The organism is Hyphomicrobium sp. CS1BSMeth3, assembly GCF_900117415.1.
Classification (GTDB): Bacteria; Pseudomonadota; Alphaproteobacteria; order Rhizobiales; family Hyphomicrobiaceae.
In genome coordinates, this window is record NZ_FPEI01000003.1 from 175,859 (window position 1) to 198,790 (window position 22,932).

Genomic DNA, 22,932 nt, shown 5'->3' on the forward strand with positions numbered 1-22,932 from the left:
TCATGAGCTTCACCGAAGTCCTCGGCTTTATCATGCTGTTCGGGATGGTCGCCGTCATCTTCATCGGCTTCCCGATCTCGTTCACGCTCCTGTTCCTCGCCATCATCTTCGGCGGCATCGGCCTCGGATGGGACCAGACCTTCAATCTGGCCTACCTGCAGATCTGGGGCACGATGAAGGACGAGATCTTTCCCGCCGTGCCGCTTTTCATCTTCATGGGCTACATGACCGAGCAGGCCGGGCTCATGGAGCGCTTGTTCGGCGCGCTGCGCAGCCTGCTCGCTACGCTGCGCGGCTCGCTCTACCTCGCCGTGATCCTGACCGCGACGATCTTCGCCATGGCGACGGGCATTGTCGGCGCCGCCGTGACCGTGCTCGGCATCATGGCCGGCCCGATGATGATCAAGGCGGGCTATGACGCGCGCCTGTCCGCCGGCGCCATTGCAGCAGGCGGCACGCTCGGCATTCTCATCCCGCCGAGCGTCATGCTGGTCGTCATGGGCCCGACCATGGGCATACCGGTCAATCTGCTCTACTCGGCAGCATTCGGACCGGGCTTTCTGCTGGCCGCCCTCTACGTTGCCTATGCGCTGATCCGCAGCTTCCTCAATCCCAAGCTCGGTCCTGCCATGACCGACGACGAGAGGCAGGCGGCCTACCACGCGATGACGACGGAGGAGGTAGGAGCGCCGGTACGAGTCCTGGGCCTCGTGTGCCTGGTGGTGATCACGTATGTGATCCTCGATGTCGTGCTGAGCCAAGCGGGCATCCCGCGCCTTGCCTTCACGGTCGGCAGGCTCGACATCTCGATCATCGGGCTGGCGCTGGCATCGCTGAGTGCGCTTCCTTACAACCGCAATGCTTACTTCCGTGCCGTTGTCCTCGGCATCGCGCCGCTCAGTGCGCTCATCGGCTTCACGCTCGGCACCATCGTCGGAGGTCTCGCCACGCCCACCGAAGCCGCCTCCTGTGGTGCTTTCGGCGCAGCGCTGCTCGCACTCGTCTATGGCCGCCTCGATCTGAAGTCGGCCACCAATGCGGCGCGCGGCACGATGATCACATCGGCCATGGTGCTGTTCCTGGCTGTCGCGTCGACCGTCTTCGGCGCCATCTTCACGAAGCTCGGCACGGCGAACCTGATCACCGACTCGCTGCTCGCCATTCCGCTCGGCGACTGGTGGAAGCTCGGGCTGATCATGTTCATCTTCTTCCTGCTCGGATGGCCCTTCGAGTGGCCGGTGATCATCCTCGTGTTCCTGCCGATCGTGCTGCCGGTCGTCGAGAAGCTGCAGCTCGGCCTCAGCAAGCTCGACCTTCTGCTGTGGTTCGGCGCGCTCACCGCAGTGAACATGCAGACAGCGTTCCTGAGCCCGCCCGTCGCCATGTCGGCCTACTACCTGCGCAATGTCGTGCCGCAGTGGAGCCTGCTGACGATCTACCGAGGCATGATGGACTACATGGCCATTCAGGTTCTGGTCCTGATCCTCATGCTCATGTTCCCCGCCATCGCGCTCTGGCTGCCGCATCTCGTGCGATAGGCCGGCGGCGCCCCAACAAAAAAAGGGCGGCTCAAGCCGCCCTTCATTCTCTTGTGGGCTTGGTTACTGCTTCTTCGGCGGGAAGTAGTGATCGGCCTGGACGTTGTAGGGCGGGAACATGAAGCGCTTGGCCGGCACGACCTTCGCGGCATAGGCCCGCTGCGACTCGTAGACCTTCTTGAAGAACGGGTTCTTGGCTGCCTCCGCCGCGGCGAACTCATCCCACGTCTTCAGGAACGCCTGATTGATCTCGGGCGGGGCCGTCAGAAGATGCACGCCGTGCTTCGTGGTGAACTCGTCGATGGCATCCGCGTTCTGCTTCTGGAACTTCGCCCACCAGCGCAGGAACGTCTCCGAGTTTGCCGACTTGATGGCTTCCTGGTGATGCGGCGGCAGGCTGTCCCACACGTCCTTGTTGATGGCGAACTCGGCAACGGAGGCGCTCTCGTGCATGCCGGGCGTGTAGTGGTACTTCCAAACCGTATGCAGGCCGAGACGCAGATCCTCGACGCCACCGACCCACTCCGCGCAATCGATCGTGCCACGCTCGGCGGCCGGCAGGATTTCACCGCCCGGCATGTTGACCACAGCCATGCCCATCTTGGCGTAGAGCTGCGAGACGATCCCCGTCTGACGGCACTTCATGCCCCTGAAGTCGGCGAGATCCTTGATGGGTCTCTTGAACCAGCCGAGCGCCTGCGGGCTCGGAGGGATGCTCGGGAAGGCCACCAGATTGAGCTTCAGCTCCTTCTGGTAGAACTCGTTCCACAGCTCGAGCCCGCCGCCCTCATAAACCCAGCCGATGAAGTCGATGGCATCCATCCCGAAGATACCCGCCGGCGTATTCGAGAACAGCGTCGCCGTCGGGCTCTTGCCGTACCACCAATAGGAAATGCCGTAGGCGCCATCGAGGACCTTCTTGGCCGCCCCGTCCAGGATCTCGAACGGCGGCACCACCGCGCCACCTGCGAGCGCATCGATCTTGAGCTGGCCGCCGGTGATCTTGTCGACGCGTTCTGCGAGGAACTTCAGTGCATCCTGCGTGGTGGAGGCAGGCGGCACGGCTGTCTGCACTTTAAGAACTCGCGGCTGCTGGGCGAGCGCCGGGGTGGCAACCGCCAAAGCCGTCGATAGGGCCGCAGCCACCGCCGCGGTCACGAGAGAAGTATTTTTCATTATGCTATTCCTCCCTTGAGCAAAACATCGGTGGTTTACGGAAGCCACCGACCATTCAAAACTAGCGCTGCGGGGAAGCCTCCACCAGTCTCGTGCGATCCAATTTATTGCAGCAATTGCAGTGTCCGCGCGCATTTCGGCGCTGCAATATTGCGAAGTGCGAATGCGAACGGTCCCGCTATGGGCAACGCGCGCAGGTGAACTAGGATGTCCTTGCGAAGGGCACGCAGCAGGTTGAAGCTCTGCGCAGAGCAATTGGAGGCGCGCGATGAGCAGCACGTATGACCTGAAATTCCCGTCCATTCGGTCGTCGGTATCCGAGGCCGAATGGGAAGCGCGCGTCAACCTCGCCGCCTGCTTCCGCCTTACCGACCACTACGGCATGTCGGACATGATCTATACCCACATCACCGCCCGCGCGCCGGACAACCCGAACCACTTCCTGCTCAACCTGCATGGCCTGCTCTTCGAGGAGATGACGGCATCGTCGTTCATGCGCGTCGATCTCGATGGCAACATCCTCATCAAACCCGAGCTCGATCACGGCTATGGCTTGCACATGGCCGCCTTCGTGATCCACAGCGCCATCTATCGCGCACGCCCCGATGTCATGGCGATCATGCACACCCACACGATCGCGGGGATGGCCGTGTCCTCGCTCAAGTGCGGGCTGCTGCCGCTCACCCAGACCTCGCATCGCTTCTATCCGCGCGTCGCCTATCACGACTTCACCGGACCGGAGCGCGATCCCGCCGAGCGCGAGAAGCTCGCCGCGCACCTCGGCAAGAGCGACATCATGATCCTGCGGAACCACGGCCTGCTGACGGTCGGCCCGAGCATTCCGGAGACCTTCAATCGGATGTACGGGCTCGAGCGCTCGTGCCAGGCGCAGCTCGCAGCACTCGCGTGCAATACCGAGCTCAACACGCTCGCGGCCGCGGTCGTCGAGAAATCGACGGCGATGTACGCACCAGGCGCTGTCCGCCCCTATGGCCTGCTCGAATGGCCTGCTCTGCTGCGGCTCCTCGACCGCAAGGATCCGTCCTATCGGGATTGAGCGCGCCGCCAGACGATACGCTGCGTGCGCGCTGCGCCCGGAGCGAAATCAGGCCCCGAAAGCGTCAGCCGATCACCCTCGAGCTGAATGTACCGCGTGCTCCTGATGCCGATCAGGGCTGGGTTCGTCGCGATCTCGATCGAATGAAAGACCGTGCCGTCACGGACCTCGTAGCGGCCCGCATAGGCGAAGGTCTCGGCATAGGCGGCCGCCTTCGCAGCCTCGGAAGATGGCGCCGTGGCCGGACGACCGGCCTTCATGAGCGTCGCCGCGACGTGACCGTCCTCGGTGTACATGATGAGCCCTTGCGCATCCTGCCCGAGAGGAAACTCCGGCGGACGACCGTCCTCATAGACAAGCGACCAGCTCTCGAGGCGCCACGCACCGATGAGAACCTTCGCAGTGGCCGTCATTGTGTCCCTCTCCACTAAGCATTCCCGCACCGATTGATGGGCACATCCTCGCGAACTGTGCCTTGCATCGGGCCGTGGTCAAGCCTCACATTGGCACCCGGAAACAGAAACGCGGCGCGATACCTGCGACCGCAAAAGGGAGAACGGCCATGGAGCTTCGGGGCACGGTAGCGCTGGTGACGGGCGGCAATGGCGGGCTCGGGCAGCGCATCTGTCACGCACTGGCCAGGGAAGGCGTGCACATCGCGGTCATGTACGCCAAGAGCCGCGATCAAGCCGAGAGCGTCGCGCGCGAGCTTGCTTCGAGCTACCAGATCAACGCAGCGGCCTTCGCCTGCGACATTGCTGATGGTGCAGCCGTCGATCGTCTCGTCGGTGACGTGAAGGCGCACTTCGGTCGCCTCGACATTCTTGTCAACGACGCGGCCTACAACATCGCGATCCCTTTCCCGGACCTCGACGGCCTCACACAGGAGGTATGGGACAAGATCATGGCGGTGAACCTCACCGGCCCCATGCGTCTTATGAAGGCCGTGGCGCCGATAATGAAAGCGCAGGGGCGCGGACGCATTGTAAACATCGCTTCGGTCGCGGGGCTCGGCCCCACGGGATCCTCGATCGCCTACGCGGTCTCGAAAGCAGGGCTGATCCATCTCACGCGCTGCATGGCCGTTGCCATGGCGCCGGAGACGATCGTCAATTGCATTGCTCCCGGCCTTCTCGAAGGCACGCGCGCAACTTCCAATCTCCGTGCCGAGCACATCGAGCGCTCGGCCGCAGCGTCACTGCTCAAGAAACCCGCCGACAAGGACGACTGCGCGGACATGGTCGTCACCATGTGCCGCACGGAGACGATGACCGGCCAAACGATCGTCATCGATTCAGGCCGCGTCTTTCATTGATGCGCGCCAAATGCGAGGGGCCGCAGAAAGTCCGCGGACGGCGTCACGCATTCCAAGCGCGGAACATACTCGAGCCATCCCCGCAGACGGATCTGCATCTCCTTGAGTTGTCTGACAGATCGACCTTCAATCTGCGCAGGCCGGCCAGCGGCCTGCGGCACTTCCATTCGTTGAAGAACCCTGTTAAGAGCACTTTACTGCCGCCGTGGGCTTCAAGCGACCGATCGCTCCCCTAGCGACCAGTTTCAAATAATAAAATGGGCCCGCAAAGCGGCCCTGCCCGTGGAGGAAACATGGCGACGGTTGATATCCGCAACGTTCGGAAAGCGTTCGGCTCGGTCGAGGTGCTGCACGGGGTCAGCGTCGACATCGCCGACGGCGAGTTCGTTGTGCTGGTCGGTCCTTCGGGCTGCGGAAAATCGACGCTTCTGCGAATGCTTGCCGGCCTCGAGAACATCACCGGCGGTGAGATCGCGATCGGCGGGCGCGTCGTGAACACGGTGCCGCCGAAGGACCGGGACATCGCGATGGTGTTCCAGAACTACGCGCTCTATCCGCACATGACCGTGTTCGACAACATGGCCTTCTCCATGAAGCTCGCCAAGGCGCCGCGCGACGTCATGGAGCGCGAAGTGCAGAAGGCCGCGAGGATCCTCGGCCTCGAACAGCTCCTCCACCGCTTTCCGCGCCAGCTCTCGGGCGGCCAGCGCCAGCGCGTCGCCATGGGGCGCGCGATCGTGCGCAATCCGCAGGTCTTCCTTTTCGATGAGCCGCTGTCGAACCTCGATGCCAAGCTGCGCGTCCAGATGCGCTCGGAGATCAAGGAGCTGCATCAGCGCCTGAAGGTGACCACCGTCTACGTCACGCACGACCAGATCGAGGCGATGACGATGGCCGACAAGATCGTCGTCATGAACAGCGGCAATATCGAGCAGACCGGTGCGCCGCTCGAGCTCTATGACAGGCCGGCAAATTTGTTCGTCGCAGGCTTCATCGGATCGCCGGCGATGAACATCCTCCCCGGCTCCACGGGCAACGGCGGCTTCGTCACGGAAGGCGGTGCCGTATTGCCGATGCCGCCGAGCGCCAAAAACGGCGCCGGCTACTACGGCATCAGGCCCGAGCATATGCGGCTTACTGATGGCGATGGCATTCCGGCCACCGTCCAGATTGTCGAGCCGACAGGCTCGGAGACACAGGTCATGGTCCGCATCGGCGATACGCCGCTGACGTGTGCCTTCCGCGAGCGCATTTCAGCAGGCCCCGGCGAGACGATCCGCATCACGCCGGACCTCGGTCTGGTGCACCTCTTCGCAGGCGGCTCCGGCCAACGGCTCGCCAGCTAAAAGCCAATAAAAACAAGAAGCACGTCTTCAACCACTAGGGAAGGAAGCATTATGGCACTGATCACCAGACGCACAGCCCTGCAACTCGGCGCGAGCGCCGCAGCGCTCGGCGTCACAGGCGGTTTCGCCTTGGCCCAGTCCAACATCAAGACGGCGGACGCGACACCGCCGAAGCTGGATATCGAGAAGGGCGCATCCCTGCGCGTGCTCCGCCCGGCCCGCTTCGTGCCGCCGGATGAGGAGATCTTCCGCGCGAACTGCGCCAGGTTCACCAAGGAGACGGGCGTCGAGGTCCGCGTCGACTTCGTCGGCTGGGAGGACATCACGCAGCAGACGGCCGTCACGGCCAACACGGGCGCCGGCCCGGACATCATCCTCGGCTTCAACGAGGCGCCGCACATCTACACCGACAAGCTCGTCGAGCTCTCGGATGTCGCCGAGTACATCGGCAAGAAGTACGGCGGATGGCTGCCGCTCGCGCAGAAGTACGGCAAGAAGCACGGCACGAACAACTGGATCGGCCTGCCGTTCGGCGCCTCGGGCGGCCCGCTCGTGTGGCGCAAGTCGGCGGTGAATGCCGCGGGCTACGATGCGCCGCCGGATGATCTCGACAAGTATCTCGACCTCTGCCGCAAGCTGCACGCCGCCGGCAAGCCCCCGGGCTTCGCGCTCGGCAACGCAGTCGGCGACGGCAACGGCTTCGCCAACTGGCTGGTCTGGTCGCACGGCGGCTTCCTCGTCGACGAGGACAACAAGGTCGCGATCAACCGCAAGGAGACGGTCGAGGCGCTCAAGTATCTCCAGGAGCTCTACAAGACCTTCATTCCCGGCACGATCGCCTGGAACGACATCAGCAACAACCGCGCCTATGCCGCCAATGAAATCTGGCTGACGGCGAACGGTGTGTCGATGTACTTCGCGCTGAAGCGCGATGAGAAGCTCCGCCCGATCGCCGACGACACGCAGCACAGCCTGCTGCCGAAGGGCAAGCTGAACGTCTCGCCGATGGCGGGCCTCACGCTGAACGCGATGGTCTTCAAGCACAGCAAGGCCCAGAACGCGGCAAAGTCGCTGCTGTCGTTCCTGCTCGAGAAGGACCAGTACGATCCGTGGCTGCAGGCCAACCTCGGCTACTGGTCGCAGCCGCTCGAGAACTATTCGACGAGCGCAGTGTGGGAAAGCGATCCCAAGGTCTCGCTGTTCAAGAACACGATGCGGAGCAATTTCTGGATCGGCTACAAGGGCCCGATCAGCCAGGCCTCCGCCGCGGCCAACGCCGACTACATCATGGTGCAGATGTGCGCCGCCGTCGCCTCGGGCCAGTCTACGCCCGAAGCCGCGGCCGCCGAAGCGGAGCGCCGCGCGCGCCGCTTCTTCCGCAGCTAGACTGAACGGTACGGCGGCGTTCCTCGCGAGCGCCGCCGTCACCTCGCAGGATAATTTGCGCCATGACCGACGCCTCGCTCTCCACCTGGGTGCATCGCCGCGCCGAACCTTCCTGGCTTGGCCGCCTGTTCGACTCGAAACCATTCCTGGTGGTGGTCTGCCTGTTCCCGGCGGTCGGTCTGTTGATGACCTTCCTGACCTATCCGCTGGCCCTCGGCATCTACCTCGCATTCACCGACACCACGATCGGCCGGGCCGGCATCTGGGTCGGCGTCGAGAACTTCACGTACCTCTTCCAGGACCCGATCTTCTGGGGCGCGGTCTTCTACAGCGTGTTCTACACGGGCATCGCAACGATCGGGAAATTCGGCCTCGGATTGTGGCTCGCGCTGCTGCTGAACAATCACCTGCCGTTCAAGAGCTTCCTGCGCGCGATCATTCTGCTGCCGTGGATCGTGCCGACCGTGCTCACGGCCATCGCCTTCTGGTGGATCTATGATCCGCAGTTCTCGATCATCTCGCATCTGCTGATCAAGTCGGGCCTGCGCGAGACGAACGTCGACTTCATCAACACGGCCTGGCCGGCACGCTGGTCGCTGATCGCCGCCAATATCTGGCGCGGCATTCCCTTCGTCGCCATCTCGCTGCTCGCAGGCCTGCAGACCATCTCGCCCTCGCTCTACGAGGCGGCGATGCTGGACGGCGCGACAGCCTGGCAACGCTTCAAGTACATCACTTTCCCGATGCTGCTGCCGATCCTCGCGATCGTCATGACCTTCAGCATCATCTTCACCTTCACCGACTTCCAGCTCGTCTATGCCATCACGCGCGGCGGGCCGGTGAACTCGACGCACCTCCTAGCCACGCTCGCCTTCCAGCGCGCCATTCCGGGCGGCCAGCTCGGCGAAGGCTCGGCGATCGCCGTATCGATGATCCCGTTCCTCGTCTTTGCGACGCTGTTCAGCTACTTCGCCCTCGCGCGGCGCAAGTGGCAGCAGGGAGAGACCAATGACTGACGCAGCCGCAACCGCAGAAAACAAGCCGGTCACTGCGCCCGAGAACGAGACCATGGCGTGGGACAGCCGCGCGCGCCGTATGGTCGTGCTGTGGCTCCCGCTCACCTGCTTCGTGATCATCCTGCTCTTCCCGTTCTACTGGATGACGGTCACGGCCTTCAAACCGGACGCCGAGCTCTACGACTTCAATAAGTACAACCCGCTCTGGATCAGCTCGCCGACGCTCGACCACATCCATCACCTGCTCTTCAAGACGTCGTATCCGAGCTGGCTCTGGACCACGATGCTGGTGGCATTCGGGGCGACGTTCCTCTCGCTCTTCGCGAGCGCGCTCGCCGCCTATGCCATCCAGCGGCTGCGCTTCCAAGGAAGCCAGTACGTCGGCCTTGCGATCTACCTCGCCTACCTCGTCCCGCCGTCGATCCTGTTCATTCCACTTGCGACGATGGTGGTGCAGCTCGGGCTCTTCGATAGCCCGCTGGCGCTGATCCTCGTCTACCCGACGTTCCTCGTGCCCTTCTGCACGTGGCTGCTGATCGGCTATTTCAAATCCATCCCCTTCGAGCTCGAGGAATGCGCCCTCATCGATGGCGCAACCCGCCTCCAGATCCTGCGCCAGATCACGCTGCCGCTCGCCGTGCCGGGCCTGATCTCGGCCGGCATCTTCTCCTTCACGCTCTCCTGGAACGAGTTCATCTACGCGCTCGCCTTCATCCAGAGCAGCGAGAACAAGACCGTGCCGGTCGCCATCCTGACGGAGCTGGTCACGGGCGACGTCTATCAGTGGGGTGCGCTCATGGCGGGATCGCTGCTCGGCTCGCTGCCGGTCGCGATCTTCTATTCCTTCTTCGTCGACTACTACGTCTCGTCGCTGACGGGCGCCGTGAAGGAATAGGGGCGGCCTGCGCCGTCACATCCTGCTGCAGGAAGAAATTACGGCACCGGCTGCTTTCGCAACCGGTGCCGTATCTCAATCAGCCTTTGCTCAGCGCTTATTCAGCGCTTGCTCAGCCCTGGGGCTGCTTGGTCACGCGGATATAGGGCTTGGGCCGCGTGAAGCCGCCGAACTTCGCCTGTGCCTCCTCGTCGGAAACAGCCGGCGTGATGATCACATCCTCGCCCGGCTTCCATTGCGCGGGCGTTGCGACCTTGTGCTTGGCCGTGAGCTGCAGGCTGTCGATGACGCGCAGGATCTCATCGAAGTTCCGGCCCGTCGTCATCGGATAGGTCAGCGAAAGCTTGATCTTCTTGTCTGGCCCGACGACGAACACCGATCGCACCGTCGCATTGTCCGCCGGCGTGCGGCCCTCGGAGCTGCTTCCGGCACTTGCCGGCAGCATTTCATAGAGCTTGGCGATCTTCAGCTCGGGATCGCCGATCAGGGGGTAGTCCACGGCGTGGCCGGTGACGTCCTTGATGTCCTGCTTCCAACGCTGGTGGCTCTCGACGGGATCGACCGAGATGCCGATGATCTTCGTATTGCGCTTTGCGAAGTCTCCGGCGAGGCCGGCCATGTAACCGAGCTCGGTCGTGCAGACGGGTGTGAAGTCCTTGGGATGGGAGAAGAGCACGGCCCAGCCGTCTCCAATCCATTCGTGGAAATTGATCGGACCGGCTGTGGTGTCCGCGGAGAAGTCTGGGGCTTCGTCATTGATACGCAGTGCCATTGTTGCCTCGCTCAATGATGAGGGTGGCGACGGCCCGCCCTCGGGGACTGTCAGACCCGTATCAGCTTAGGGCAGGCTGTTGTCAGGTTCAAATCAGCTACCACGGCCCGTGTCGGCCACCTCGTTCAAATTGATGCGAAGCTTATGAGAGGGCGGTCTAAGGATCGGCGCGCGCCGGCAGCTCAGGGTCGATGCGGCGTATGCGGATATCGATCGCTGCGCCGCCGGCATCGACCGCGACGGCGCCGACAATGCCTTCCGACACATCGAAACCCTCGAACCGCCACGACCGCAGCACTCCGGCATCACCGCCGATACCGATCGGCCGAATAGCCACGTCGGCGGTCGGCTCGGTCTCGAGGCTCTGCAGGCCGCCGGCGAGGCCATCCCCTGTCGCCTTCAGATAGGCCTCTTTGGCAACCCAACTTCGAAAGAAGGCGCGCGTACGGTCGCCCGGCACGATCGCGGCATACAAGCCGAGCTCCCGCTCGCTGAACACATTGGTCGCCAGGTCATCGATGGCCGGCCGCAATGCCTCGATATCGACACCCAGGCGCGCGACGGCACCGGTCGCGAGCGCGCAATAGCCACCGCTGTGCGACAGGTTGAACGCTACCGGCGCCGAGATACCCTCGAGATGAGGCTTGCCTCGTGCCTCCGTCCTGAACACGACGGCCTCCGGCGGGATGCCGCAGAGGGCCCCCAAACGCTCGCGCGCCACTCCATGGCTGACGATCAACTCGCGCGCGCTGTCGGTGCGCATCTTCTCGATGCGCGACCTCTCTGCAGAATCGAGGATCGTGTGAAGGCTCTCCAGTCGCCCGGCAGACACCGAGATCGGCCAGATCGAGACTGTGACAGGGATGAGACTGGGCATGTCACACAATGCTGCGGGCCTTTGCCGAAGACTATCATGAGCGCGATGGAATGCCAGCGCAGCACCGATCGAGCACCGGCGCACTGCAGCTTCGTGCGCGCATTCCGGTGCGCGGGCTGATGCCGGAGGCCCCGGCGATACGTTGACAAGCCTTGCCCGGGTTGTAGTTTGGCCCCCTCGCTGGCCGCGCAGCCGCCGCTAGATGATGCTCGCTTGGCTGCGTATAGGATTGCGTATGATTTCTATTGTGCTGCCAAGTGGGATTACCACAAGCAAACTGGGATTTGGCACCGCCAGGCTGCACCATATGGGCAGCTCGAAGGACCGGCAGCGGTTGCTCGCTGCGGCTTTTGACCTTGGGCTGCACCATTTCGACACGGCCCCCTCGTACGGACACGGCCTGGCCGAGCGCGAGTTGCAGACCTTCCTGCGCCCTCGTCGCAATTCCTTCACCGTCGCGACGAAGTACGGGATTCCCGCGGCGGGGTGGATCGCCCGCGCGCCTCTTTCGGCTGTGCGTCCCGCTCTCGTGTTGCAGAAGGTCGCCAGCAAGGTCGGCCTCGCGCGCGAGGTATGGCCGGAGCTCACATCGGAAGGGCTGAGGCGAACCGTCGAGGACTCGCTCAGGCGCCTCAAGGTGGATGTGATCGACATCCATTTTCTGCACGAGGCCAATTTGCAGCGCGCGACGCGGCCGCAGGAGCTTGCGGAGACCTACCGCAGCCTCATCAAGCAAGGCCTCATTCGGGCGTTCGGCATCGCCGGCGACTTTGCCGGCTGTGCCGAATTGAAGCGTCAAGCCGGCTGGGAAGATGCCATCGTGCAGACCGACGAGGCGCAATGGTCTGCGGAGCTCGTTCCCGACATTACCTACCGCGTCATCGTTTCAGGACCGCAGCAGCACGGCCCGAGCGGATTGACCGATGCTGAAGCGATCGACCGCCTGTACGCGGCGCACCTCCGCCGCCCGAACGGCATGCTGCTCGTATCCAGCACCAAAGTGGAACACGTCGCGTCCCTGGCGCAGGGCCTGGCAGCACGGTTAACGCCCCGTTTTGGAGAGGGGCCCGACACCGCCGGGCAGGCGAACTTACCGGCGTCACAGCGTCCCTGAGCCGAAGCCGTCAAACATTCGTCTAGAAAGACGTGGTTTCGTTGACCGATCATCATCGGCGGAACCGGTGGGATGGAATGGTTTAGGCGACACTTAAACACCCACACCTGATTTGGCGTTATTCTTGCTGTGCGTTAAGTTCAGCGCGGCATAATGCAGGCGCAAGTTCGTGCACTCGCGGGGCTAAGTTAATGCGTGTTAAAGAAATTTCGTGTGTCCTTATGGGGGACGCATCGCTTCTTTCGCAGTGCGGTAACCAACTTCTGCAGCGCGGCCATCGTATCTCGGCGGTCGTCACAGCCGACAGCGGTATTGCGAGCTGGGCACAGGAGCGCGGGATCCAACGCCTGCGCGCCGAAGAGGTCATGCGGGACGGCCTTCCGGCCCTCGACTGCGACTGGTTCTTCAGCATTGCAAACCTGCGCATCATACCACCCAAGGTTTGGCAGACCGCGCGCCAAGGCGCCGTGAACTTTCATGACGGCCCCCTTCCGCGCCATGCCGGCCTTTATGCCCCTGCCTGGGCAATCCTCGCTGGCGACACCGACTATGGCGTGACCTGGCATGCACTGTCCGATCGTGTCGACGAAGGCGTCATCTACGTCCAGACCGCCTTCGAGATCTCCCCGGACGAGACGTCGCTGACCCTCAATATGAAGTGCTTCGAGGCGGGGCTGGCATCGTTTGCCACTCTGCTCGATGGCATCGAAGCCGGAACGCTCGCCAGCACCCAGCAGAACATGGCGCAGTGGTCGCGCCACGGCGGGCACGATCGCCCTGCCTTGGGCGCCACCCTGGACTTCGGCAAGACGACCGCTGAAATCAGCCGCCTGTCTCGAGCGCTCAACTTCGGTGCCGGCTACAAGAACCCGCTGAGCCTGCCGAAGCTCAGGACGGCCTCGCGCGCCTATAACGTGTTGTCGCTCGAAACGGTGGAGCGCCCCGCTTCGGCCAGCGCAGGCACCGTCCTCTCCGTGGACGCCACCTCGGCGGAAATCTCCACAGTCGATGGGGCTGTTCGCATCGGTGGACTGAGCAATGCTTCGGGCAAGCCGGTCGCGATTGCCGACGTCCTGCGCGCCGGTGAGGTGCTGCCGTCGCCCGCGAGCGACGACGCACAGGATCTCGAGGCCTTGCTCGCCGACGTTGCGCATCATGAGCTGTATTTCCGCCGGCGGCTGCGCGACTTCCGCGATCTGGATCTGTACGGGATCACCGCTGCGGACGAAAAGTCACCCGCGCAGTGGCAGAGCGTGGATCTCCCTCTTCCTCAGGGCCTCGCGGATGCGCGCGCGCTGGCCGCGCTTGTGGCCGGTCTCGCGCGCCTGACCGGCCAGGATCGGGTCGAAGCCTTCTTCACGGATGACGCTCTGACCGCACGCGCGGCACGCCATCCCGGCTATATTGCCGACAGTGTGCCTTTCTGCGCGTCGATCGCCGATCAGGCGACGGCAGGGTCGCTCACGCAGGCGGTCACGGCCGAGCTCGCGGAGCTTCGCCGGAACGTGGCATATGTGGCCGACCTTTCAAGTCGCACGCCGTATCTTGGCACTCTGCACGCTACCGTCGCCATCAAGCTCACAGCCGATCCGATGGCGGCCAAGCCCTGCGACAGCGCCGCCATCACCTTTGCGCTCCCGGTCAACGGCTCGATGGCCCGTGTGCTGTTCGACAGTGCCAGGTTCTCAGTCAATGACGCCAAGGCGCTGGCGCAACGCCTGTGCATGGCGCTTGCGGCATTCCATGCCGATGACAGCGCCCGCGTCGTTGATCTGCCATTGCTGTCCGAGAATGAGCTGAACGAGCTCCTCCACACGCGAAATGCCACGGCGCACGAGCATGACCGCGCCGCGCTCGTTCACACCCTCTTCGAACGCCAGGCCGCGGCGACACCGGACGCCATTGCCCTCGTGTGCGGGGCGGAGAGCCTCACCTACGGCGAGCTCGACGCCAAGGCCAGCCGCGTCGCTTCTTATCTCTCCTCGCTCGGCGTCGGACCCGACACGCTGGTCGGCCTCAATCTCACGCGCTCCTGCGATCTTGTCGTCGGCGCGCTCGCGATCCTGAAGGCCGGCGGCGCTTACGTCCCGCTCGACCCGGCCTATCCCGCCGATCGCATTGCCTACATGATCGAGGATAGCGGCCTTGCAACGCTGATCGTGGAGGCCTCGGCACTGCCGACGACCGCCATCCCGGGCGTGCGCGCGATCTCGATTGCTGGTGCGCTTGCAGCCGCTCCCGCCGCCTCGGCCCAGGCGCACCACGCCGCGCCGCATAACCTCGCCTATGTGATCTACACGTCCGGCTCCACTGGCCGCCCGAAAGGCGTGATGGTCGAGCATCGCAATGTCGTCAATTTCTTCGCGGGCATGGATGATCGCATCCACCGCCCCGCGACGGGGCAGCCGGTCTGGCTGGCGGTGACGAGCCTCTCGTTCGACATTTCGGTTCTGGAGCTCTTCTGGACGCTCGCCCGCGGCTTCAAGGTCGTCATTCAACCAGACGAGCACTACCATCACGAGGGCGGTGCGCACGCACAGGCCGCACGGCGCGCAGCCAACATGGATTTCGGCCTCTTCTACTGGGGCGATGACGACGCGCCGGGTGCGAAGAAGTATCAACTGCTCCTCGAGGGCGCGCGCTTCGCCGACGCGCATGGCTTCAACGCCGTGTGGACGCCGGAGAGGCACTTCCATGCCTTCGGCGGTCCCTACCCAAATCCGGCCGTCACGGGCGCCGCTGTCGCTGCCGTGACGAAGAACCTTTCGATCCGCGCCGGTAGCTGCGTGCTGCCGCTCCACCATCCTGCGCGTGTCGCGGAGGAATGGGCTGTCGTCGACAACTTGAGCAATGGCCGCGCCGCTCTGGCCTTTGCCTCGGGCTGGATGCCAGAAGACTTTCTCTTGCGCCCCGAGAATGCGCCTCCGACCAATCGGTCGGCGCTCTTCCGCGACATGGAGGTCGTGCGCAAGCTTTGGCGCGGGGAGAAGGTTGCGTTCGGCGCGCCGGACGGCAAACCCGTCGACGTCATGACGCAGCCACGTCCCATTCAGAAAGAGCTCCCGATCTGGGTGACGACCGCCGGCAACCCGGAGACCTTCCGCGACGCTGCGCGTGCCGGTGCCAATGTGTTGACGCATCTGCTCGGCCAGTCGATCGATGAAGTGGCGGAGAAGGTCGCGGCCTATCGCGATGAGTTGCGCAAGCATGGGCGCGATCCGTCCCAATACAAAGTCACGATGATGCTGCACACGCTCGTCGGCCGCGACCGCGAGGTCGTCCGCGAGCAGGCGCGCGCCCCCATGAAGAACTATCTTCGGAGCGCGGCGGCGCTCATCAAGCAGTACGCATGGGCATTCCCGGCCTTCAAGCGGCCGCAGGGCGTGAACAAGCCGACGGATCTCGACCTGCGCACGCTGGCCGACGACGAGATGGAGGCGATCCTCGAGTTCGCCTTTCTGCGCTACTTCGATGACAGCGGCCTGTTCGGCACCGTTGAGGACGCGCTTGCCCGCGTCGATCAGCTCTCCGCCATCGGCATCGACGAGATCGCCTGCCTCATCGATTTTGGCATTGCGTCCGAGATCGCCTTCGAAGCTTTGAAGCCGCTCGCCGAGGTCGTGGCGGCGGTCAAGGCGCGCCGTCCTGCCGAGCAGCCGCTCGCTGCGACCGCGACGGCATCGGAGGTCGAGCGTGCCGGCGCGCTCATCCGCCGTCATGGCGTCACGCACCTCCAGTGCACGCCCGCCATGGCCACGATGCTGCTCGAGAGCGACGAGGATCGCGCCGCCCTGGCAGAAGTCCGCCACATGTTCCTCGGCGGCGAAGCCCTGCAGGGGCCGCTGCTCCGCCAGCTCCGGCGCGCGACGAACGCCAGCATCGAGAACATGTACGGGCCTACTGAAACGACGATCTGGTCGTCCACCGGCCCGGCCCACGATACGGACGGCAATGTGCCGCTCGGCACGCCGATCGCCAACACGCAGCTCTATGTTCTCGATGCGCGCTTGCGGCCGGTGCCGCCGGGGATGCCCGGCGAGCTGCTCATCGGCGGCGAAGGCGTCGTGCGCGGCTATCACAACCGCCCCGAGCTGACCGCGGAGCGCTTCGTCGCCAATCCGTTCGTTCCTGGCAGCCGCATGTACCGCACCGGCGATCTCGTCCGCATCGGCAGCGAGGGCGATATCCACTTCATCGGCCGCAATGATCATCAGGTCAAAGTTCGCGGCCACCGCATCGAGCTTGGCGAGATCGAGAACTGCATCGGCCGCCATCCGGGCGTCAGCCAGGCCGTGACCATCATCCGCGAGGACACGCCCGGCGACGTTCGCATCGTCGCCTACTTGCGCTTCAAGAGCGGATCGATCTCGGACGAGGAGCTGCGCACGCACGTGCGCACGTCGCTGCCCGAGTTCATGGTGCCCGCGCACTTCGTCGCTCTCGAGCAGTTCCCGCTGACGCCCAACCTGAAGGTGGATCGAAAGCTGCTGCCCAAGCCCGGCAAAGCGTCCCCTGCCGCGACGAGCGAAGCATACGTGGCTCCCGAGAGCGACCTCGAGAGGCAGATCGCGGACATCTTCAAGAGCATTCTGGGCGTCGATCGTGTCGGCCTGAACGACAACTTCTTCAATCTTGGCGGTCACTCGCTGCTGGCCGTTCAGGCCCATCGCGAGATCAAGGCCAACGTCACGCCGAAGCTCTCGATCACCGACCTCTACCGCTTTCCGACGATATCAGGATTGGTCGGGCACCTGCGCGATGCGGATGGCGCGAGCAAGCATCTCACGAATGTGGCTGCGCGCGCTGCCGAACGCCGCGCCGCCCTCGCCGGCCGCCGCGCGGCCATGACACGACCAGCGGGCTGATGTGCCTACCTAAGGCCGAAGCTCGATCAACCGGAAGCCAGCCGCAAGAAGTTCGATGGAAGAGCAAAGCCGGTCTGCACCGTATCGCCCTCTGCTGATCGCCGAGGCGGCAAATCCAGAATGGACGAGCGTTCCGCTCGTCGGCTGGAACATTGCGCGCGCCATCGCGAAGAGAACGAACGCCCATCTCGTAACCCACGTGCGCAATCGGGACGCGATCCTGAGAGCCGGACTTGTGGAGGGAGCGGACTTCACCGCGATCGACAATGAGTACATGGCCGCGCCGATGTACCGGCTTTCCGATCGCCTGCGGGGAGGCGACGGCAAGGGCTGGACGACGATGATGGCCTTCTCGTCGATGAGCTACTACTCATTCGAACGGGAAGTCTGGCGGCAGTTTGGCTCACAGATTGAAGCCGGGAGGTTCGACCTCGTCCATCGCATCACGCCTCTCAGCCCGACCAATCAAAGTCCCATTGCCAAGAAGCTGGCGCAGGCCGGCGTTCCATTCGTGATCGGACCGCTGAATGGCGGCGCGCCCTGGCCCAAGAATTTTCGCGCCCGTCAATATGCCGAGAAGGAGTGGTTGGCGCATATCCGAGCTGCTCACAAGCTCATGCCGTTTTACAGAGCCACCCGAAGGCATGCCTCCGCCCTCATCGTCGGCTCCAAGCACACGCTGAGTGATATGCCGGAGTGGGCGCAGCACAAGTGCGTGCTCATTCCGGAGAACGGCGCAGACGAAAGCTGGCTGGTCCCGCGCGTGCCCCGATCTGCCTCTACGGTAAGCGCCATATTCATCGGCCGCCTGGTGCCATACAAGGGCGCCGACATTCTCTTGAAAGCCGCTCAACCGCTGCTTCTCGCGGGGCGCCTCACGATCGATATCGTCGGAGATGGACCGCAGCGAGCGGAGCTCGAGCAACTGGCCACCGAGCTCGGCGTTCGCGATCAGGTGAACTTCCGTGGCTGGCTGAAGCAGCCCGAGGCGCTGAGTCTTCTGCGCGCCGCCGACTTCATGGCTCTTCCGAGCATCCGCGAGTTTGGCGGCGGTGTCGTCGTCGAGGCCATGGCAAGCGGAACAGTGCCCGTGGTCGCCGACTATGCCGGGCCGTCCGAGCTCGTCGATGAGCACACCGGCATTCGCGTCGCGTTCCACGATGCGGAAAGCCTCATTCAGGGAATGCGGCAGGCCTTCGAGCGCATCATCGCCGCTCCCGATGCCCTTATCCAAATGGGTAAGGCCGCCCAAGAGAAAGTTCGACGCGAACTCACATGGCAGGCGAAAGCCGAGCAAATCTTGTCTGTCTACGCTACGGCCCTTCGTTCCCGCACGCGCGATGGAGCGATGGCCAGATCGGCAATTCCGGCCCCCCTGCCCGCGAGAGAATTATGACGATCGGATATCTTGTACCCGAGTTTCCTGGCCAGACGCACATCATGTTCTGGCGCGAGATCGAAGCCCTCAAAAGCATGGGGGAGAAGGTGGCGCTCGTCTCCACGAGACGTCCCTCCATTGACTGCCCGCACGATTTTGCCAGTGCCGCAATCTCGGAGACGCACTACATCTACCCGCCATCTCTGCCGGGCCTCCTCAACTGGGCGGCTGTAGGTGGCAAAGGTCTCGGCCAAAGCCTGTCGTACCTGCGGCCTCTCCAGGCGCGCCAGACGAGCGAGCGCGCAAAACAGGCCGTCTTGATCGCCTCGGCCATCGATCTCACCCACTGGGCCCGCCAGCACGGCGTGCGTCATGTCCACGGCCATTCGTGCGCCGACACGGCTCATGTCCTCGCTCTCGCACGCCGCCAGGGGGGGCCCACCTACAGCATCACCCTGCATGGCGATCTCGCGGTCTACGGCCTGGATCATCAGGCCAAGCTCAGAGACGCCTCGTTTGTCTGTGCCGTCGGAAAGCACCTGCGCCATCAGCTCGAGGATCAGGCAGGCGTGCCGCCGGATCGCGTCATAGAAACCTTCATGGGCATCGACACGGCGCGTGCCGATGGTGCACGCCGTCCGCGCGCGTTCGTCCCAGGCAAACTGCACATCGCAACCGTTGCTCGGCTCAATGCCGCAAAAGGCCACGAGTATGTTTTCCAGGCCCTCCGCCAGGGCATCAACAACGGGCTGGATCTGCACTACACGGTAGTCGGTGGTGGTCCACATGAAGACGCTTTGAAGAAGCGCACGCGAGAGCTCGACCTCGAGAACCACGTCACATTCACGGGCTCGCTGGCCGAGCAGGGCGTCCATGAGGTGCTTGCCGCAGCAGACGTCCTGGTTCTGGCGAGCACCGGGCTCGGCGAAGCGTGGCCCGTCGCCGTCATGGAAGCCATGAGTGCCGGGCTTCCTGTCATCGCCACAGTGATCGGCGCCACGAGCGAAATGATCAGCCCGGGGCATGACGGGTTCCTCGTGCCTCAAGCGGACGCCGCCGCCATCCTCGAGAAAATCGAGCTGCTCGCGAATGACGGCGTACTACGCCAGAGGCTGGGCGATGCGGCGCTAGTGACCGCACGGCGGCGCTTCGACGTCAAGGTCAGCGCTGGCATCCTGCGAGACGCAATTCGTACTGCGATCGATCGGCAGTCGACCCGGGTGTTCGCCTGAGGCCTTGAGGCGCAAACTCGGAACACTGCTCACCGTCACGCCGCCCGTTCCCATGAGACCGGACTGCAAGGGCAACAGCACAGATGATGATCACAAACAACGATGCGGAAAGCGTGGTGATCGCAAAGAGGCGGAGGCGCTCGATCGCCTCTGCTCCGATGGTCGCTGCCCTGCTCTGCGCCATGGCATCGTCGCTCACGCCCGCGACCGCTCAGACTGTTCATGAGATCACGATTGCTGCACCGGATGTCGTTGCAGTCGAGGTGCGCGATCCGCCATTTCAGCCGGGAACAATCGAGCGTCTGGCCGCGCCGAGGTCTGAGACGCCCGAGACATGGGTCCAGGTGAACGGTCGATGGGGTAAGGTTGTGGGCCCAGACCGGTCGCACATCCGTTTCAGCGACACCCCGCCCGGCAAATACTTCGATACTCAAAGCGCAGACGACGCATCCGGCTATGGCGAGATCGGCGGCGCCAGAGTTAGCGCTGTCTACCGGAAATCGGTGCCGTACGATTCCGGCATCTATCGCGGTGCCGGCGACGAGACGATGACGGGCGCCAGCCTCAAACACTACATCTACCTGAAACTGGCGAAACCGCTGCCAGAAGGCCGCCACACTATTCGCTGGCCACGGGGCATTCTCCCGGACTCGTCGTTCGAGTATTCGAGCCGCCGCACACGCTCCATATCCATTCGCGCCAATCAGCATGGCTATGGCACCTCGGACGAAGGCAAGGTTGCCTACCTCGCACTATGGCTTCCGGGCGGCAGCGCCGAGGGAGCAGTCGACTTCAGATCGTACGGCCTCGGCACATTCGAGATCCTGGACGAGCGAGGAGACGTTCAATACTCATCCCAGATCGCTCTACGCGTCACGCCGACCAATCCAGAGCGCCGCGGTAATTTGCCATCTCAGCTCGCGGAGTACCCGAGCCTTGGCCAGGGCGTGCGCATAGCACAGCTACATCCTGGAACACCGCCAACCCTGTCAGCTCCCCGTCATGGCTTCTCCGAGGGGCAGCGGATCTGGCTAGACGGCTTCTCCGGATCGGCGCAGCCATTGAATGGCTTCGCGACTGTCGGCGCGACAAAACCTGATGCATTCGAGATCGCGGACGGCCCGACGGGAAATCCTGCCCCCAATTCGGCGGGGCCGCCTGTCGCTTTCCCTGTCCACATCGCCAATCGCGCCGGCACTTACGTGTTCGAGCTCGATTTCGGCGCCTGGAAGCCCGCTCGGCCGGGAACATACCGAATTCACGTACCCGGCCTTGGTGTCTCGGACCCGTTCGCGATCGCGGATGATATCTGGCTGCGAGCAGGAAGGACGTCGATTGGAGGCCTCTATAATCATCGAAGCGGCATAGCCCTCGACGGGCGCTTCGGCTTCACGAGACCCGCGTCCTTCAGACCGGGCGTATCGATCACCGTCCTCCAATCGAAACTCCCTCTCTCGTGGTCCACGAATGCCGGCTCTGGCTTCGTGCAGGCGGAAGACGGCAGCCAGGCGCCTTGGATCACCGACACGATTGCCCCGTCCACCTACTGGGGCGGCTATATGGATGCCGGCGATTGGGATCGGCTCATTCTCCACGTTAGCGTCGCCAATCTGCTGCTCGATGTCTACGAAAGCGCGCCGGACGTGATGCGCAGCATGGCGCTCGGCATTCCGAAGTCGAGTGAGATACTGGACCGCGATCTCTATGCCGAGATCGACGATGTGCCGGACTTGGTCCACGAAGCCATTTGGACACTTGATTTCTTTCGCCGCCTTCAGCACGCCGACGGAAGCGTGTCGGGAGGTATTGAGAGCTCCGCGCATCCTTTGCTCGGCGTTCCGAGCTTCCTCGAGCACCAGACGGTCTTCGCCTTCGCTCCCGATCATATCTCGACCTATCGCTATGCCGGCGGCGCTGCAAAGCTCGCGCGAATCCTGAAACTTCTCGGGAAGGAGCGTCTTGCTCAGGTTTACGAGAAGAGCGCCGGCGATGCCTGGAGATTTGCAGAGCGCGTCCAGCTCGATCCGGAGAGCTACTACTCGGAGGTCCGGGCTCTAGCCACCAAAGCCGGCGTCCTCACCGAGGCCTCGTGGAAGACGCGCGAGCAGGAGTTGCACAAGGCTTCGGTAGAGCATCGCACGGCAGCCGCCGCAGCGATGTTTCGATTGACGGGGAATAGCGAGTACGGGGAGGCGTTCGAGGCAGGCTGGACCAATCCTGGGGAAGTGTACCTGCATATTGCGGACGGCGCCTGGGAGTATCTTCGGGCAGAGGCTCCGACGGCCAACAAGGACTTGCAGAACCGGATCCGCCACTCGTTCGTTGCCGCGGCGCAGATGGTTGCAAAATCGCAAGCTATTGTCGCCTACCCTAGCATGAAGCACCCGTTCGCCCCGATGGGATGGGGGCAAGGTCTCGCACCGGACTACAATCAGGCTCAGATGTTCATTCGCGCGCACCAGTTGTCGGGTGACAAGAGCTTGCTGCGAACGATGCAGATCGCATCGGCGCACATTCTCGGCGCCAATCAGGTCGGCCTCAGCATGACTACAGGGTTGGGACTGAGGACGGTCAAGCATCCTCTGCACGAGGATCATAGAGCCATGGGGGTCAAAGTCCCCGACGGCATCACTGTCTTTGGCTGGTCACCTCAATCGCAGACGGCACACGATTGGATCTTTGGCCAGTACTGGTCCCCCCTGCCGATCACAGGGACGAGAGAGAATGCGCAAAACAGGCGCGTCCATCCCAATCGCTTCGCAATGCCCGTCTACGAGTACTTCATCGAGCATCCACTCTTGGTGGCGCAGCAGGAGTACTCGGTGCACCAAACCATTGGGACGACGGCGGCGATCTGGCTGTATCTTCATGCCCAGAGCGAGCTGGAGAGATCCGGTTCGCTTCGCCCCAACTAAGGGCCAGCCGGATGCACTCGAGATCGCATAACGCCGCACTGGGCGTCCGT

Annotated in this window: 16 protein-coding genes; 12 read left to right on the forward strand and 4 right to left on the reverse strand. The window is 63.5% G+C overall.

Annotated features, from left to right (window positions below; translation table 11 throughout):
- The first annotated feature begins 2 nt into the window (after positions 1-2).
- Entirely contained in the window at positions 3-1,538 is a 1,536-nt protein-coding gene (locus CS1BSM3_RS02510; RefSeq protein WP_072385397.1) for a TRAP transporter large permease, read from the forward strand.
- 63 nt (positions 1,539-1,601) lie between these two features.
- On the opposite strand, the gene CS1BSM3_RS02515 is transcribed toward CS1BSM3_RS02510, so the two are convergent.
- Complete coding sequence (locus CS1BSM3_RS02515) at positions 1,602-2,714, reverse strand: TRAP transporter substrate-binding protein (protein WP_072385398.1); 1,113 nt, start codon at positions 2,712-2,714, stop codon at positions 1,602-1,604.
- Between the two features lie 268 nt (positions 2,715-2,982).
- Here CS1BSM3_RS02515 and CS1BSM3_RS02520 point away from each other — a divergent pair, with 268 nt between their 5' ends.
- Entirely contained in the window at positions 2,983-3,771 is a 789-nt protein-coding gene (locus CS1BSM3_RS02520; protein WP_072385399.1) for a class II aldolase/adducin family protein, read from the forward strand.
- Here CS1BSM3_RS02520 and CS1BSM3_RS02525 read toward each other — a convergent pair.
- Entirely contained in the window at positions 3,759-4,184 is a 426-nt protein-coding gene (locus CS1BSM3_RS02525) for a lipocalin-like domain-containing protein (protein WP_072385400.1), read from the reverse strand. The genes CS1BSM3_RS02520 and CS1BSM3_RS02525 overlap by 13 nt on opposite strands.
- 149 nt (positions 4,185-4,333) lie before the next feature.
- Between CS1BSM3_RS02525 and CS1BSM3_RS02530 the strand changes: the two genes are divergently transcribed.
- The 5 genes from CS1BSM3_RS02530 to CS1BSM3_RS02550 all read left to right on the forward strand — a co-directional run bounded on the left by CS1BSM3_RS02530 (position 4,334) and on the right by CS1BSM3_RS02550 (position 9,729).
- Complete coding sequence (locus tag CS1BSM3_RS02530) at positions 4,334-5,086, forward strand: SDR family NAD(P)-dependent oxidoreductase (RefSeq protein ID WP_072385401.1); 753 nt, start codon at positions 4,334-4,336, stop codon at positions 5,084-5,086.
- Between the two features lie 293 nt (positions 5,087-5,379).
- A complete protein-coding gene (gene ugpC / locus CS1BSM3_RS02535; protein ID WP_072385402.1) occupies positions 5,380-6,432 on the forward strand; it encodes an ABC transporter ATP-binding protein in 1,053 nt (350 codons plus the stop codon).
- Between the two features lie 48 nt (positions 6,433-6,480).
- Positions 6,481-7,818 (forward strand): ABC transporter substrate-binding protein, encoded by a 1,338-nt coding sequence (locus CS1BSM3_RS02540; protein WP_143149051.1) that lies wholly within the window; start codon positions 6,481-6,483, stop codon positions 7,816-7,818.
- Positions 7,819-7,880: 62 nt separating this feature from the next.
- A complete protein-coding gene (locus CS1BSM3_RS02545) occupies positions 7,881-8,834 on the forward strand; it encodes a carbohydrate ABC transporter permease (RefSeq protein WP_072385404.1) in 954 nt (317 codons plus the stop codon).
- Positions 8,827-9,729, forward strand: a complete 903-nt coding sequence (locus CS1BSM3_RS02550; RefSeq protein WP_072385405.1) for a carbohydrate ABC transporter permease — start codon at positions 8,827-8,829, stop codon at positions 9,727-9,729. The genes CS1BSM3_RS02545 and CS1BSM3_RS02550 overlap by 8 nt, the downstream gene beginning before the upstream one ends.
- A 112-nt stretch (positions 9,730-9,841) precedes the next feature.
- On the opposite strand, the gene CS1BSM3_RS02555 is transcribed toward CS1BSM3_RS02550, so the two are convergent.
- Both CS1BSM3_RS02555 and CS1BSM3_RS02560 read right to left on the reverse strand, forming a co-directional pair.
- The gene (locus CS1BSM3_RS02555; RefSeq protein ID WP_072385406.1) at positions 9,842-10,501 is read right to left on the reverse strand and encodes a peroxiredoxin; all 660 of its coding nucleotides are present in this window, start codon (positions 10,499-10,501) and stop codon (positions 9,842-9,844) included.
- A gap of 157 nt (positions 10,502-10,658) precedes the next feature.
- A complete protein-coding gene (locus CS1BSM3_RS02560; RefSeq protein WP_072385407.1) occupies positions 10,659-11,378 on the reverse strand; it encodes a 4'-phosphopantetheinyl transferase family protein in 720 nt (239 codons plus the stop codon).
- A gap of 235 nt (positions 11,379-11,613) precedes the next feature.
- On the opposite strand from CS1BSM3_RS02560, the gene CS1BSM3_RS02565 reads away from it, so the two are divergent.
- From CS1BSM3_RS02565 to CS1BSM3_RS02585, 5 genes are all read left to right on the forward strand, one after another.
- Positions 11,614-12,492, forward strand: coding sequence for an aldo/keto reductase (locus CS1BSM3_RS02565; protein ID WP_072385408.1), 879 nt, complete (start codon positions 11,614-11,616; stop codon positions 12,490-12,492).
- A gap of 221 nt (positions 12,493-12,713) precedes the next feature.
- Positions 12,714-17,357 (forward strand): MupA/Atu3671 family FMN-dependent luciferase-like monooxygenase, encoded by a 4,644-nt coding sequence (locus CS1BSM3_RS02570; RefSeq protein ID WP_072385409.1) that lies wholly within the window; start codon positions 12,714-12,716, stop codon positions 17,355-17,357.
- Between the two features lie 55 nt (positions 17,358-17,412).
- Entirely contained in the window at positions 17,413-18,753 is a 1,341-nt protein-coding gene (locus CS1BSM3_RS02575; RefSeq protein ID WP_072385410.1) for a glycosyltransferase family 4 protein, read from the forward strand.
- The gene (locus CS1BSM3_RS02580; protein ID WP_072385411.1) at positions 18,750-19,967 is read left to right on the forward strand and encodes a glycosyltransferase family 4 protein; all 1,218 of its coding nucleotides are present in this window, start codon (positions 18,750-18,752) and stop codon (positions 19,965-19,967) included. The genes CS1BSM3_RS02575 and CS1BSM3_RS02580 overlap by 4 nt, the downstream gene beginning before the upstream one ends.
- Positions 19,968-20,050: 83 nt before the next feature.
- Positions 20,051-22,882: a glycoside hydrolase family 9 protein gene (locus CS1BSM3_RS02585; RefSeq protein WP_072385412.1), complete on the forward strand. Its 2,832-nt coding sequence runs from the start codon at positions 20,051-20,053 to the stop codon at positions 22,880-22,882.
- Positions 22,883-22,932: the final 50 nt, after the last annotated feature.

Bases quoted from the DNA above. Each gene is read 5' to 3' on its own strand.
- CS1BSM3_RS02510 (WP_072385397.1), top strand. From the start codon at position 3: ATGAGCTTCACCGAAGTCCTCGGCTTTATCATGCTGTTCGGGATGGTC.
- CS1BSM3_RS02515 (WP_072385398.1), bottom strand. From the start codon at position 2,714: ATGAAAAATACTTCTCTCGTGACCGCGGCGGTGGCTGCGGCCCTATCG.
- CS1BSM3_RS02520 (WP_072385399.1), top strand. From the start codon at position 2,983: ATGAGCAGCACGTATGACCTGAAATTCCCGTCCATTCGGTCGTCGGTA.
- CS1BSM3_RS02525 (WP_072385400.1), bottom strand. From the start codon at position 4,184: ATGACGGCCACTGCGAAGGTTCTCATCGGTGCGTGGCGCCTCGAGAGC.
- CS1BSM3_RS02530 (WP_072385401.1), top strand. From the start codon at position 4,334: ATGGAGCTTCGGGGCACGGTAGCGCTGGTGACGGGCGGCAATGGCGGG.
- ugpC (WP_072385402.1), top strand. From the start codon at position 5,380: ATGGCGACGGTTGATATCCGCAACGTTCGGAAAGCGTTCGGCTCGGTC.
- CS1BSM3_RS02545 (WP_072385404.1), top strand. From the start codon at position 7,881: ATGACCGACGCCTCGCTCTCCACCTGGGTGCATCGCCGCGCCGAACCT.
- CS1BSM3_RS02550 (WP_072385405.1), top strand. From the start codon at position 8,827: ATGACTGACGCAGCCGCAACCGCAGAAAACAAGCCGGTCACTGCGCCC.
- CS1BSM3_RS02555 (WP_072385406.1), bottom strand. From the start codon at position 10,501: ATGGCACTGCGTATCAATGACGAAGCCCCAGACTTCTCCGCGGACACC.
- CS1BSM3_RS02560 (WP_072385407.1), bottom strand. From the start codon at position 11,378: ATGCCCAGTCTCATCCCTGTCACAGTCTCGATCTGGCCGATCTCGGTG.
- CS1BSM3_RS02565 (WP_072385408.1), top strand. From the start codon at position 11,614: ATGATTTCTATTGTGCTGCCAAGTGGGATTACCACAAGCAAACTGGGA.
- CS1BSM3_RS02570 (WP_072385409.1), top strand. From the start codon at position 12,714: ATGGGGGACGCATCGCTTCTTTCGCAGTGCGGTAACCAACTTCTGCAG.
- CS1BSM3_RS02575 (WP_072385410.1), top strand. From the start codon at position 17,413: ATGGAAGAGCAAAGCCGGTCTGCACCGTATCGCCCTCTGCTGATCGCC.
- CS1BSM3_RS02580 (WP_072385411.1), top strand. From the start codon at position 18,750: ATGACGATCGGATATCTTGTACCCGAGTTTCCTGGCCAGACGCACATC.
- CS1BSM3_RS02585 (WP_072385412.1), top strand. From the start codon at position 20,051: ATGATGATCACAAACAACGATGCGGAAAGCGTGGTGATCGCAAAGAGG.